12 protein-coding genes are annotated in these 13,285 nt (G+C 39.6%); 3 read left to right on the plus strand and 9 right to left on the minus strand.

Annotated elements, in window-relative coordinates:
* Nucleotides 1–30: 30 nt before the first annotated feature.
* On the minus strand, nucleotides 31–684 hold the full coding sequence (nfsB, locus tag RFX69_RS15090) for an oxygen-insensitive NAD(P)H nitroreductase (RefSeq protein ID WP_005128393.1): 654 nt from the start codon (nucleotides 682–684) through the stop codon (nucleotides 31–33).
* A 139-nt stretch (nucleotides 685–823) separates the two neighbouring features.
* Here nfsB and RFX69_RS15095 point away from each other — a divergent pair, with 139 nt between their 5' ends.
* Nucleotides 824–1,042 carry a hypothetical protein gene (locus tag RFX69_RS15095; protein WP_005128394.1) on the plus strand — a complete coding sequence of 73 codons (219 nt, stop codon included), beginning with the start codon at nucleotides 824–826 and terminating at the stop codon, nucleotides 1,040–1,042.
* Between the two features lie 7 nt (nucleotides 1,043–1,049).
* Here the strand turns inward: RFX69_RS15095 and RFX69_RS15100 are convergent, their stop codons facing one another.
* Together RFX69_RS15100 and RFX69_RS15105 are read right to left on the minus strand one after the other, a co-directional pair.
* Nucleotides 1,050–1,769, minus strand: a complete 720-nt coding sequence (locus RFX69_RS15100; protein ID WP_005128397.1) for a UDP-2,3-diacylglucosamine diphosphatase — start codon at nucleotides 1,767–1,769, stop codon at nucleotides 1,050–1,052.
* A 15-nt stretch (nucleotides 1,770–1,784) separates the two neighbouring features.
* On the minus strand, nucleotides 1,785–2,294 hold the full coding sequence (locus RFX69_RS15105; RefSeq protein WP_000009660.1) for a peptidylprolyl isomerase: 510 nt from the start codon (nucleotides 2,292–2,294) through the stop codon (nucleotides 1,785–1,787).
* Nucleotides 2,295–2,462: 168 nt separating this feature from the next.
* On the opposite strand from RFX69_RS15105, the gene RFX69_RS15110 reads away from it, so the two are divergent.
* Entirely contained in the window at nucleotides 2,463–4,190 is a 1,728-nt protein-coding gene (locus RFX69_RS15110; protein ID WP_000803938.1) for a glutamine--tRNA ligase/YqeY domain fusion protein, read from the plus strand.
* Between the two features lie 427 nt (nucleotides 4,191–4,617).
* Here the strand turns inward: RFX69_RS15110 and RFX69_RS15115 are convergent, their stop codons facing one another.
* The 5 genes from RFX69_RS15115 to RFX69_RS15135 form a co-directional block, all read right to left on the minus strand.
* Nucleotides 4,618–5,340: a glutamine amidotransferase gene (locus tag RFX69_RS15115; protein WP_049068502.1), complete on the minus strand. Its 723-nt coding sequence runs from the start codon at nucleotides 5,338–5,340 to the stop codon at nucleotides 4,618–4,620.
* Nucleotides 5,341–5,504: 164 nt separating this feature from the next.
* A complete protein-coding gene (eutC, locus tag RFX69_RS15120; protein WP_000774021.1) occupies nucleotides 5,505–6,320 on the minus strand; it encodes an ethanolamine ammonia-lyase subunit EutC in 816 nt (271 codons plus the stop codon).
* Nucleotides 6,321–6,330: 10 nt separating this feature from the next.
* Entirely contained in the window at nucleotides 6,331–7,716 is a 1,386-nt protein-coding gene (locus RFX69_RS15125) for an ethanolamine ammonia-lyase subunit EutB (RefSeq protein ID WP_272302526.1), read from the minus strand.
* 16 nt (nucleotides 7,717–7,732) lie between these two features.
* A complete protein-coding gene (gene eat / locus RFX69_RS15130) occupies nucleotides 7,733–9,169 on the minus strand; it encodes an ethanolamine permease (RefSeq protein ID WP_032018417.1) in 1,437 nt (478 codons plus the stop codon).
* Between the two features lie 221 nt (nucleotides 9,170–9,390).
* A complete protein-coding gene (locus RFX69_RS15135; RefSeq protein WP_289332481.1) occupies nucleotides 9,391–10,902 on the minus strand; it encodes an aldehyde dehydrogenase family protein in 1,512 nt (503 codons plus the stop codon).
* 143 nt (nucleotides 10,903–11,045) lie between these two features.
* Here RFX69_RS15135 and RFX69_RS15140 point away from each other — a divergent pair, with 143 nt between their 5' ends.
* Nucleotides 11,046–12,236: a helix-turn-helix domain-containing protein gene (locus tag RFX69_RS15140; RefSeq protein WP_000494374.1), complete on the plus strand. Its 1,191-nt coding sequence runs from the start codon at nucleotides 11,046–11,048 to the stop codon at nucleotides 12,234–12,236.
* On the opposite strand, the gene RFX69_RS15145 is transcribed toward RFX69_RS15140, so the two are convergent.
* Nucleotides 12,233–13,201: an alpha/beta hydrolase gene (locus RFX69_RS15145; protein ID WP_031380067.1), complete on the minus strand. Its 969-nt coding sequence runs from the start codon at nucleotides 13,199–13,201 to the stop codon at nucleotides 12,233–12,235. The genes RFX69_RS15140 and RFX69_RS15145 overlap by 4 nt on opposite strands.
* Between the last annotated feature and the right edge of the window lie 84 nt (nucleotides 13,202–13,285).

Here is a 13,285-nt window from a genome sequence, read left to right on the forward strand (position 1 = left end):
AAGACTGTTCTTTTGAACTCCACTGAATTCTTATAAATGTGTAAAAATAATTTCATCCGGCAGACGAGATTTTGGCAATTTCGCATTGAAGTCATTTTCGCTTCTATAACCCAGTGAAACAATTACAGAGCTACGCAAACCTTTTTCTTTTAAGCCAAATTCTTCATTTAAAACATCTTCGTCAAAGCCACCCATTGGAGTTGCATCTATACCTTCAAGACCAGCTGCAAACAGTAGTTGTCCTAAAGCGATAAAAGTTTGATTTTCCATCCAGCCGAATAAGTTCTTTTGCTCATTACGGTAAAACTCAACATAGCCATGACGAGTATCCTTTTGACCAAGTTTGGCTTTCTCATCTTTAAAACGGCCACTTAAATCATCTTGTTCAAGTAACTGGTTTAAATATTCGGGTGAAATATCTGTTCTTGTACAAAATACAAGGGTATGTGATGACTCAAGAACCTTGGGTGCATTGTAGGCATATCGTCCTGTTAAGGCTTTGGCAATGCGTTCTTTAGCAGTAGGATTGTCTGCAACCAAGAAATGCCAAGGTTGAATATTCACTGAAGAAGGGGTAAAGCGTAAAATTTCTAATAACTTATTGAATTTTACTTGAGGAATTTTTTTCTCAGGATCGTACGCTTTGGTTGTGTAGCGACTTTTAACCGTATTTAATAAATCCATACTTTACTCCATATCAATCTTATTACAATGGAAGGGTTCTAATCTTTGGCATCATACGCGATTTTAGAGAAAAACATCTGCATTTTAATGTGATAAAGAAATATAATACTTATATAAATTTTTTACTAATTTATTGAAAATGTTTGAATTAATATCAATTAATCGAAAAAGTAGGCTGCGAGAAATTAGAATTATTAAAGCCTTTTTAATTTTTGCATTTGTATTGTGTCTTTTAATTTTATATATCGAATATCAAAAGTATGTACATATAAACTGGAAATTTGTATTTATTACCTGTCTATGTATGATTTGGGATTTTGATTTAAATAAACAAGCTAAGATTTTGAAAAATAACTGAATATTAATTAATAATACCAATCAGTTAGTTTGATTTGCTGCAGATGTGAAGAGGAATTAATTTCTAAAATTTGTGCATGATCTTCACGCCAATCGCCAAGAACAATCCGCTGTTTATGTTGTAATTGATGAATTGCTGGACGGTGAGTGTGTCCATGAATAAGTATATCTACATCTGTGAGGGCAGAGAGAACAGCTTGTTCATTTACATCCATAATTTCATAACTTTTTTGCTGTTTGTCTGAATGACTTCTTTTGCGAAAACCATTGACCAGTTTTGTACGGAAACTCAAGGGGGTACGGCGTAAAAAAGCAACTAGGAAGGGATTTCGGATAATTTTTTTAAATCTTTGATAGGAAATATCATCAGTACATAACGCATCGCCATGTTCCAAACGGTATTGGTGACCTGCAATGTTGAGATAATAAATATCAGGAAGTAATACACCATTAAACTTATCTAGGAAAACCTGATTTAAAGCAAAGTCTCGGTTACCCACTTGGAAATAAACGCGATTACCTTTTTGGTTAAATACTTTTAAAGCCTCGACAATTTCGTCGAGCCAAGGCGCTGAATAGTCATCACCAATCCAAGCATTAAACCAATCACCTAAAATATAAAGCTGTGTTTGTTTATTTTGATAATGCACCAACAAGTCTAAAAACCCTCGAACGAGTCGAGGGTGTTCAGGTGACAAATGTAAATCTGAAATAAACAGATAAGTCACAGCTTTATCCTAAAATTATTCAGAAATAATTTTAGCAGATTCGATAACAACGTTTTCTAAAGGAACGTCAGCGTGATAACCACGGTTACCTGTACGTACGCCTTTGATTGCTTCTACAACGTCCATACCCTCAACAACTTTACCGAATACAGCATAACCCCAACCTTGTGCAGTTTTTGAAGTATGGTTCAGGAAAGAGTTATTTTTTACGTTGATGAAGAATTGTGCAGAAGCAGAGTGTGGAGCTTGAGTACGTGCCATTGCAATGGTACCTACATCGTTGCTTAAACCGTTGTCAGCTTCGTTTTCAATCGCATCACGAGTTGCTTTTTCTTTGAAGTTTTCGTCAAAGCCACCACCTTGGATCATGAAACCGTCAATAACGCGGTGGAAAATCACGCCATCATAGAAACCGTCACGTACATATTCTAGAAAATTAGCAGCCGTTTTCGGTGCTTTTTCAGTGTTAAGCTCAAGAACAATACGACCTTTGTTGGTGTTTAATTCGACTTGAGGAAAACTCATTACATTAATCTCCTAAACATGGGCAAATTGACCATGGGTTTTTGGTTGAGAGAAGCATAAGCAAACTGTAAACTACAAGGCAAGTAAAAAACGTTAAAATCTTTGTGAAAAATGAAGATAGCGTTTATTTTTTCGAAAATTTATCTACAAAGAAGTGATTGATACACTATGAAGCCTAATGATGTTGTCTCGAACCTGCCAAACAACCCGACACCGAATACTCATGCCTCTGTCGATTCTGCGCAGCAAGAACAACAGGCTGGATTAGATTTTGTTCGCCAAGTCATTACCGATGATTTAGCTGCCGGACGTGCCAAACAAATCGTAACGCGTTTCCCGCCAGAACCAAATGGTTATTTACATATTGGTCACGTAAAAGCAATTTGCCTCAACTTTGGCGTTGCTGAAGAGTTTAATGGTCTTTGTAATTTACGTTTTGACGATACTAACCCGGATGCGGAAGAACAAGAGTATGTTGATGGTATCGCCAATGATGTGAAATGGCTTGGATTTAGCTGGAATGGCGAACCACGTTATGCTTCCGGTTATTTTGATCAGCTTTATGCTTGGGCAATTCAGTTGATTGAACAAGGCGATGCATATGTTGATTTGCAGTCTCCAGAAGAAATCAAATTAAATCGTGGTAGCTTTGTTGAGCCAGGTAAAAATTCGCCATATCGTGATGCTTCTGTTGAAGAAAACCTTGCTCGTTTTGAAAAAATGCGCAATGGTGAACTTAAAGAGGGTGAAGCTGTTTTACGCGCCAAAATTGATATGGCAAGCCCGAATGTACATATGCGTGACCCAATTTTGTATCGTGTTTTACATTCAGAGCATCACCAAACAGGCGATAAGTGGAAAATCTACCCAATGTATGACTATGCTCATCCATTGTCTGATGCGATCGAAGGAATCACACATTCACTTTGTACATTAGAGTTCCAAGACCACCGTCCGTTTTATGACTGGATTGTTGAAAAAGTTAAGTCTAAAGCTGTGCCGCACCAGTATGAATCTTCTCGTTTAAACGTAGATTACACCATTACGTCTAAACGTAAATTACGTAAATTGGTTGAAGGCGGTTATGTGAATGGATGGGATGATCCTCGGATGCCAACGGTTGTCGGTATGCGTCGCCGTGGTTTCACACCAGAAGGCCTACGTGATTTCTGTAAACGTGTAGGTGTGTCTAAAACTGACGGTATTGTGGATGTCGCAATGCTTGAGTTCTGTATTCGTCAATCTTTAGAGAATACGGCAGCGCGCGGTATGGCAGTGTTAAATCCATTAAAAGTAACACTTACGAACTTACCGGAAGATTTAGACCTTACCCATGCTCGTCATCCTAATGTCGATATGGGTGAGCGCGTGATTCCATTGACTAAAGAAATCTATATTGACCGTAAAGATTTTGAAGAAGTACCGCCAAAAGGCTTTAAACGTTTAATTCCTGATGGTGAAGTTCGTTTACGCCATGCATATGTGATTAAGTGTGATGAAGTCATTAAAGATGCAAACGGTGAAGTCGTTGAGCTGAAGTGCTCAATCGATCCGGATACTTTAGGTAAAAATCCTGAAGGCCGCAAAGTAAAAGGCGTAATTCACTGGGTATCTGCAACTAAAGGTATTCCTGCTGAGGTACGTATTTATGATCGATTGTTTACAGAAGCTGACCCTGAAACTGGTGATGATTTCTTAGCAAACTTAAATCCAGATTCCTTGAAAGTGGTTCAAGCTGTAATCGAACCTGCTTTAGCTCAAGCGAAGCCAGAAGATCGCTTCCAGTTTGAACGCGAAGGTTATTTCGTTGCTGATCAATACGATCATACTCCTGAGAAGCCTGTGTTTAACCGTGTTCTTGACTTAAAAGACAGCTTCAAGCCTGAGAAAAAGTAAGAGATTGATTATCTCTTACTTTTTCGCAAGATGAATACCATGTGGTGAGTAAACAGCAGATATAAAAAAGCCCAACTGTAAAGTTGGGCTTTTTATTTAGGTGTCTTCTCATATTTTCTTTTTCTTTATGATTAACGTCCTTGGCAAAGTAGCTTAGGCCGGGTTAATCACATAAAAATAAAGAACTAATAGTATGAGAAGCATAGTTGAAAGCATTAAATAAGTATTAACCGTATTAAAGCTTTTAATAAACTTCCAGATATCCATAGTAAATCAGCGTATATTTTATGTTACAAATTAATAATACACTGAAATTTTTCTGAAATGTTTCTAAAAATAAAATATAAAGCTTTTTTTGTTTAAAAAACAATCAAAAAATACGAGGTAGTAAAAAGCTATATTTAATGCGGATTAAAAAATCACTCATTTAAGCACTATATCCAATTCTTTTTAAGAATTTTTGAATGATTTCAAATGCAGCTTGCTCAAGTGCAGGGGCATATTCAATATTTTGCTCACGCAGTTTTGGAATTGAAATTTTGGCATTACGAAGTTCACATGTATGGCCAATCAGCCATTTCTCAAAATTTTCTTCTGTCGTTTCAATATGAAACTGCAAGGCAAGAATATTATTTCCAACTTCAAATGCCTGATTAGTATAAATCTCTGAACTAGCTAATAACACTGCGTTTTCAGGCAGGTCAAAAGTGTCGCCATGCCAGTGTAAAACATGCACATTATTAAGCAAAGGTGATAATACCTGATTAGGACGTAAACTTAAGCTTAAGGTTCCCCAGCCAATTTCTTTTTGATGGCCTGCATATACTTTGGCCCCAAGTGCATGAGCAATAAGCTGTGCGCCTAGGCAAATACCAAGTGTAGGTTTATCTGCTGCCAAGCGTTGTTTAAGTAAAGCGATTTCATCTTTTAAAAACGGATAATCTTCGGTTTCATAAACTCCGATTGGGCCGCCTAAAATAATAGTTAAACCGTCATGTGTAAAAGCAGGGGTTAAATCATCCACACCTGCTTCAAAATAGCGGACACGAAACCCAAGTTGATAAAAAACATCTTCTAATGAACCTAGGTCTTCGAAAGCAAGATGCTGAATGGCATAAATAGTTTTAGGGAAGGCGTTTGTTGTGTTCATACAAATGATTTAGAGAAGATCAATAGGTGGAGTATAGCGATAAATATAAAGAAGAAAATATCCATACAAATCGTCAATACCTGAAAATTGCTATTTTTCGTTAAGATAATCTTGTTACGCATAAATATTTTGTAGGGAAGAAATATCTACGCGTAACCTGCTATTTAAAATAAAAGCTTTGCGTTTTCATTATGGTCGATATTTGAAAGTTGATGTTCATCTTTTAAATTCACTCCTGAAAAGCCAAGCTGTTTTGATTTTCTCATTAATGCCATTAAACGTTGTACAGCAACCGGAATACTTAAACCTGCTGAGCGAACATTTGAAATACAGTTGCGTTTGGAATCGAGACAGCCTGAATATGCATTCCATGTGTAGTAAATCCCCATACTGTCAGGAGAGCTTAAACCAGGGCGTTCTCCAATCAGCATGACTAACATGGATGCTTTAAAAATTTCTGCAACTTCATCGCCTAAAGCAACTCTGCTTCCTGTTGCAAGTACAATCGGGGCAAGGCTCCAATTTTCTTGCTGAATTTGTTCACTTAGCGCTGCAATAAATACGATAGCATTTGCTTCAATCGCTCTTGCAGAGAGACCGTCACCTACCACAATACATACATCATACTGTTGCGGGTTTTCTGCATACTTCTTAATTAAGGTATCTTTTGATGGATTTGAAAGTTGGCGCCCCAAATCTGGACGTTTAAGATAAATTTCTTTATTAGGTGCATTACTTTGTATATGAAAACTTTGCAGCTGCTGCTGTGCTAATTGCTCCGAGAGGTAGGAAACATCCATCTCTTGATAAACTGCATCTTTTGCTTGTGCATGAGACAACTGAAACTCAAGTAAGGCGCGTGTTGGGATACTACAACCTGCACGACCCAGAGCAATGCGGGCATCGGTAAACTGTTTGAGCTTTTCCCACTGATCCTGATGGGTAGAGGATGGATATTGAATATCACGATTAAGTTTCATGGTGTTCTCCCTAGTTCATAAGCAGACGAGAGAATTGGTCAGGCATATGGTCTGCCCAACAAATTTGAGAGTTTTGCTGTTTAAAAATCCCTTGTTGTTCAAGCCAAGCGGAGAACTCAGGAGCGGGTTTTAAACCTAAGAGTTGTCTTAAATAGAGAGCATCATGAAAGGAAGTGGTTTGATAGTTAAGCATGACATCGTCTGAACCCGGAATCCCCATAATAAAGTTAATGCCTGCGGCGCCAAATAGAGTAAGAAGTACATCCATATCATTTTGGTCGGCATCGGCATGGTTGGTATAACAAATGTCGCAGCCCATTGGCACGCCAAGTAACTTACCGCAGAAGTGATCTTCCAGTCCCGCACGTATAATTTGTTTACCGTTAAAGAGATATTCGGGGCCAATAAAACCAACCACTGTATTCACTAAAAGCGGATTGTATTTACGGGCCACCGCATAGGCACGAGTTTCTAATGTTTGTTGGTCAACGCCGTGATGAGCATTGCTTGATAGGGCACTGCCTTGACCCGTTTCAAAGTACATGACGTTTTGTCCAATGGTTCCGCGCTTGAGTGAGAGGGTGGCTTCATATCCTTCTTGTAGTAAATCAAGTGAAATTCCAAAACCTTCATTAGCCAGTTGGGTGCCGGCAATTGATTGGAACATTAAATCAATCGGTACATTTTTTTCAGCCAGTTGAATGCCTGAGCTGATATGCGTAAGTACACAAGATTGCGTTGGAATTTGATATTCCTGAATGACATGATCAAGCAATTTCAGTAGCTCTGACAAATTATGCAGGTTATCCGTGGCAGGGTTAATGCCAATTACGGCATCGCCATTGCCATACATCAAACCATCTAAAATACTGGCTGAAATACCGAGCACATCATCGGTAGGGTGGTTGGGTTGTAAACGGGTAGAAAGATGTCCTTTTAAACCAATTGTGTTGCGAAATTGTGTGACCACTTCACATTTGCTGGCGACATAAATCAAATCTTGATTGCGCATAATTTTGCTGACAGCAGCCACCATTTCTGGAGTTAAACCCGATGCTAATGCTTTTAAGCTTTGGGCAGTGGCATCTTCTCCAAGTAGCCAATTTCTAAAATCGCCTACTGTAAAGTGTGAAATAGGGGTAAAGGCTGCCAGATCATGTTCATCAATAATCAGTCGTGTAATTTCATCAGTTTCATAATCGATTACAACTTCATTTAAAAAGGTTTTTAATGGCACATCAGCCAAAGTCATTTGCGCCGCAACATGTTCGGTTGCATCTCTGGCAGCTACACCGGCTAACTCATCGCCTGAACGTAATGGTGTAGCTTTGGCCATTAACGTTTTTAGGTCAGCAAAGTGATACTGTTGATTGGCGACAATATTGCGATAACTCATAGTTACATCCTTTTATTTATAGTTCTTGTTCTGCGGCTTTAATATTTGCAAACTCTTCTTCTGGTGTTCCTTTCACTAAATGATAGCGGCTGTAGAACAAAAAGTAAGCAATAAATACGACATAGATACCGGCAGCAATAAACCACACTTTCGGATTAACAACAAAACCTGCGACCACAGCAGCGACCGCTAAAACTAGTGCAATGCTTGAAGTGATGATTCCTCCTGGAGTTTTATAAGGACGAGGCATATCGGGTTTAGATAAGCGCAGTTTGATGTGGGATAAAAGAATCAGCACATAAGAAATAGTTGCACCAAAAACCGCGATTAAAATGAGTGAATCGCCTTCTTTTGTGAGTGAAAGTAAGAACCCGATAATGCCCGGAATAATAATTGCAAGATAAGGAGCTTTATTTTTATTGGTTAAAGAGAGTGAAGTAGGTAAGTAGCCAGCTCGTGACAATGCAAAGATTTGACGGGAATAGGCATAGATAATTGAGAAGAAACTTGCGATTAAACCAGCTAAACCCACAAAGTTTACGAATGTCGCAAGCCAAGTGTTGGTGCCATAAACTTTAACCAAAGCATCTACCAGAGGGGCGCCTGAGTTTTGTAAAGTACTTGCACCTGCTGCGCCTGCACCCAAGAACAAAATAAGCATGGCAAATGCTGTTAAGATGAGCATTGCACCGATTAAACCGCGTGGCAGAGATTTGGCTGGATCTTTTGCTTCTTCTGCTGCTAACGGAACACCTTCTACTGCAAGAAAAAACCAGATAGCAAAAGGAACCGCGGCCCAGATGCCCAAGTAGCCATGAGGTAAAAAAAGACTTGCGCCAACACCTGTACTAACTGGAATATCAAATAAATTTTGTGCATTAAAGTGTGGAATCATTGCCCCAATAAACACGACAAGGGCAACAGCGGCGACAAGTGTAATCGCAAACATGATTTTTAAAGCTTCGCCAGCACCTTTGAGATGTATACCCATAAAAATGGCGTAACAGGCGAGGTAAATCATCCAGCCATTAATACCAAATAGAGATTCGCAATAACCACCAATAAATACGGCAATAGCAGCAGGCGCAATTGCGTATTCAATTAAAATCGCTGTGCCTGTTAAATAACCACCAAAAGGCCCAAAGGCAGCACGGGCAAAACTATAACCGCCACCTGCTGTCGGCATCATGGTGGACATTTCTGACATAGAAAGACATAGGCACAGGTACATCAAGGCAGCAAGAGCAGTGGCAATAAACATACCACCCCAACCACCTTGAGCAATACCAAAGTTCCAGCCGGCAAAATCACCTGATATCACATACGCTACGCCTAAACCAATCAGGAGTAACCAACCCACGGTACCTTGTTTAAGTTGGCGCTGAGCAAAATATTCTGTTGATGAGACTTCTGCGCTTGAAGAAATAGCGGAAGCTGTTTCTGGTTGATTCATACAATACTCCTGCGAGTTGGTTTGTATGAATGAATGCAAAAGCAATGCCTAAATGATGTGCTTTAAATATTAGATGATGCTTTTTTATTCCAGATAGTAAAAATCTGAGAGCTGACTGTACTAAATAAAAAAGCCAGCAATCTAAATTACCGGCTTCTTATATAATTAATGAGCTTGTTTCCTAATAGCGTTTATAGTTTGGTATCAACTTGGTGCGAAACTTAGAAGAAGCCCATTGGTTTGGTTGAATAACTCACCAACAAGTTTTTGGTTTGTTGGTAGTGATCCAGCATCATCTTATGGTTTTCACGACCAATACCAGACTTCTTGTAACCACCAAATGCAGCATGCGCAGGATAGATATTATAGCAGTTTGTCCAGACACGACCCGCCTCAATAGCACGACCAGCACGGTAAGAAATATGGGCTGAACGTGACCATACACCTGCACCTAAACCATACATAGTGTCGTTGGCAATTTTGATTGCATCGTCAAAGTCTTTAAATGTTGTCACAGCCAGTACAGGACCAAAAATTTCTTCTTGGAAAACTTGCATGTTATTGTGGCCTTTAAAAATAGTCGGATCAACATAGAAACCATCACCTACTTCTTTACGGCCACTACCACCAAGTAAGAGTTCTGCACCTTCTTCTCGGCCCGTATTAATACAACGTAAGATTTTCTCTTGTTGTTGCAAAGATGCTTGAGCACCAATCATGGTTTCAGTATCGAGAGGATGACCAGTTTTAATACGTTTTACACGTTCGACGGCCAACTCTAAGAATTGATCAGCAATACTTTCTTGTACTAAAGCACGAGAAGGGCAAGTACATACTTCACCTTGGTTTAAGGCAAACATGGCAAAACCTTCCAGCGTTTTTTCTAAGAAGTCATCTTCTTTATCCATGATGTCTTCAAAGAAAAGGTTCGGTGACTTGCCGCCAAGCTCTAGCGTGACTGGAATAATATTTTCGGTCGCATATTGCATCACCATTTGCCCAGTTTGAGTTGAACCTGTGAACGCAATTTTTGCAATACGTGGGCTTGTCGCTAACGGACGGCCAACCTCTGCACCGAAACCATTCACAATATTAAGTACGCCCGGCGGTAAGATATCTTGGATGAGTTCGGCAACCAACAAAATACCTACCGGAGTTTGCTCAGCTGGCTTAATCACCACACAGTTACCAGCCGCTAAAGCTGGTGCAAGCTTCCATGCAGCCATTAAAATCGGGAAGTTCCATGGAATGATTTGACCAACCACACCTAGCGGTTCATGGAAATGGTAGGCAATGGTATCTTCATCAATTTCAGAGATGCCGCCTTCTTGAGCACGAATACATCCTGCGAAATAACGGAAATGGTCGATTGCAAGTGGAAGGTCAGCTGCTAAAGTTTCACGAACTGCTTTACCGTTGTCCCAAGTTTCTGCAACCGCAAGCATTTCAAGATTTGCTTCTAAACGATCAGCAATTTTTAAAAGTATATTAGAACGTGTAGTCGGTGAAGATTTATTCCATGAAGCTTTCGCTTTGTGTGCTGCATCTAAAGCAAGTTCAATATCTTCAGCACTAGAGCGTGGAATGCGTGTGAAAGCTTTTCCATCCACTGGTGACACATTATCAAAATATTCACCCTTTAGAGGTGCAACCCATTCACCGCCAATAAAATTTTCATATTGTGATTTAAATTGAACTTTTGAGCCTGGTTGATTTGGATCGATATAGCGCATATAAATATTCCTTTGCTTTTTTAGGACTAAAGACTAACAAGAACCCTGTCAGTAAGTACTTTCGTACTTTGTATAATTAGGATATAAAGAAGAAGGTTGGAGAAAGGTTGGAATAGAAATGTGAATATATAAGGAATTTACAAATGTTCACAAAAAAGGATTTATTGCAGCAACGGATGTTGATTGATCAACTGCGCACGCAAAATAGTCTCTCTCCTCAGAACGCTGCCAAACTCGGCCAAAGTATTGCAAGCTCGTGGGAACGATCAGCTTCTGCTGCGATTCCTAAAGAACGATTTGCAGCACCTCTACTTGAAAGAAAATCTGCTTCACAAAATGCTTTAGATCTGGCACTAAGCCAGTGTGCTGATGACTTACGTCATATTGCAGAGCAATCTTCTATGGTCATTGCTGTGGGTGACATTGGTAGTACCATTATCTGGACAGCTTCCAGTGCTCAAATGCAGAGTGCTGCTGAACGTGTACATTTTGTACAAGGTGGTCAATGGCGTGAAGAATTTGTAGGTACGAATGCATTGGCGTTATCTTTAAAAACTCAACAATCAAGCTGTGTTTTTTCCAATGAACATTATATGGAGTCGATTCACGATTGGGTTTGTTATGCGGCACCCATTATCGATCCATACTCAAAACAAACCTTGGGCGTGGTAGATTTATCAACCACATGGAAAAACCATAATACCTTGGGCATTTTGGCCGCTGAGCGTTGTGCCTCCATTATTCAATCTGCCTTGTTAGAACAACAGCGCCAGCACTTACACATCCGGGCATTTTCGACGCCACAAGTTAAATTTAACGGCAAAAGTTTATTATTGACGCCGCGTCAAATTGAAATTTTAACGATATTGGCACTATGTCCGCATGGTTTAACCTTAGAGCATCTCTATCAGGCACTTTATGGTGAGCGTAAAGTAAGCATGGGTACGCTTAAAGCTGAAATGTCTCAATTGCGAGATATATTGGGAGGTTTGCTTGGTTCACGTCCATATCGGTTACTTGTGCATGTTGAGGCCGATTTTTTACAAGCTGAACAAGCGCTTGATGCTGGGTATGTCGCCTCTGCGTTGCAGCTCTATACCGGAGTTTTTCTGGCAAAAACCGAAAGTCCGTTTCTGTGTGCATGGCGCGACTGCCTTGAGTCACGCTTGAGTGATGCGATTTTTAAAACACAAGAAACAGATTTATTACTTAAACATTTAGCTCATTTTCCCGAAGCAATCGATGCGGTAGAACGTCTTATGGAGTTATTACCGAGTGAACATCCTGCGCATCAATTGCTGGTGAAATATATTGACTCACCTAAGCTAAGTTAGGTGACTTTTTGATCCAGCCATTGGAATAGTTGCTGATAGACTTGTTCCCGTACTGGCTGGGCCGAAAGGACTAAATCGTGTAAACCATTGTGAATAGAGACAACCGAGACATCGCCTTTCATTTTTTTCCCAAATTTGGCAATGTCTTTAACGTCTAAAATGACATCGCTTTGAGTTGCATCGGGTCCCCATTTGCGTGGGTTTTTAGTTTGGTGCGAATGCATAATCAGGGCTGGAATATTCAATTTAACACCGCGGTGAATTTCTTTTTGCGCAGTATGAATTGCATGTACAAAGCTGAGTTGAACTGTAGGGGCAGAGGTTGGTTTCCAATCGAGGTTGAAATCCCATTCACCTTTAAGCTGCTTATGAAGACTGGTGGTGTACCATTTGTTCAGTTGGCTTGGAAATTTAACTTTTGGCAGATATTTTCCTACTCGACTGAGCATTGGAATACCAAACTTCTTTTCGACTAAGCTTAAATTAAAATCGTAAAACGGACTATTCGCCCAGAGTGCTTTAATGAGGGGATGATCTGGATGATGCGCAGCATAAAGTGTTGCTGTTAAGCCGCCTGTTGAGTGACCTGCAAGTAAAACTTGTGTATGTTTTTCTTGGCCAATAATCTCTAATGCTTGAGTAATTTCGGCATCATATTCATTTAAATCGAGTACATTATAGAAAATTTGATGAGGCAGTTTTGAGCGGCCATATTTTCTTAAATCGAGTGCATAGAAGTCATAACCATGGGCATTGAATTGCTCGGCCATTTCGGTTTGAAAGAAATAATCTAAAAAACCATGAATATAAAGTACGGCTTTTTGAGTCGATTGAGTGGCTTTTTTACGAACTAAGGTGGCTACAACTTTACCTTCATAATCATCTGGAAAGTTGAGCGTTAGCTGTTCATAGCCGGCACCTAAAATATCTGGGGCATAATTGTGTTTAGCTGTAGATGTATTCATTTTTATCGAGCTATTGTCATTAAGTCATGTTAAGTATCCTTCAATGAAATGGGCAAATTGTCAATCAGGTTTAGAGAAGGTTGG

Source organism: Acinetobacter sp. 148, assembly GCF_031196675.1.
Taxonomy (GTDB): domain Bacteria; phylum Pseudomonadota; class Gammaproteobacteria; order Pseudomonadales; family Moraxellaceae; genus Acinetobacter; species Acinetobacter baumannii.

Coding starts and splice junctions, on each gene's coding strand:
- nfsB (WP_005128393.1), bottom strand. CDS start 684: ATGGATTTATTAAATACGGTTAAAAGTCGCTACACAACCAAAGCGTAC.
- RFX69_RS15095 (WP_005128394.1), top strand. CDS start 824: ATGTTTGAATTAATATCAATTAATCGAAAAAGTAGGCTGCGAGAAATT.
- RFX69_RS15105 (WP_000009660.1), bottom strand. CDS start 2,294: ATGAGTTTTCCTCAAGTCGAATTAAACACCAACAAAGGTCGTATTGTT.
- RFX69_RS15110 (WP_000803938.1), top strand. CDS start 2,463: ATGAAGCCTAATGATGTTGTCTCGAACCTGCCAAACAACCCGACACCG.
- RFX69_RS15115 (WP_049068502.1), bottom strand. CDS start 5,340: ATGAACACAACAAACGCCTTCCCTAAAACTATTTATGCCATTCAGCAT.
- eutC (WP_000774021.1), bottom strand. CDS start 6,320: ATGAAACTTAATCGTGATATTCAATATCCATCCTCTACCCATCAGGAT.
- RFX69_RS15125 (WP_272302526.1), bottom strand. CDS start 7,716: ATGAGTTATCGCAATATTGTCGCCAATCAACAGTATCACTTTGCTGAC.
- eat (WP_032018417.1), bottom strand. CDS start 9,169: ATGAATCAACCAGAAACAGCTTCCGCTATTTCTTCAAGCGCAGAAGTC.
- RFX69_RS15135 (WP_289332481.1), bottom strand. CDS start 10,902: ATGCGCTATATCGATCCAAATCAACCAGGCTCAAAAGTTCAATTTAAA.
- RFX69_RS15140 (WP_000494374.1), top strand. CDS start 11,046: ATGTTCACAAAAAAGGATTTATTGCAGCAACGGATGTTGATTGATCAA.
- RFX69_RS15145 (WP_031380067.1), bottom strand. CDS start 13,201: ATGAATACATCTACAGCTAAACACAATTATGCCCCAGATATTTTAGGT.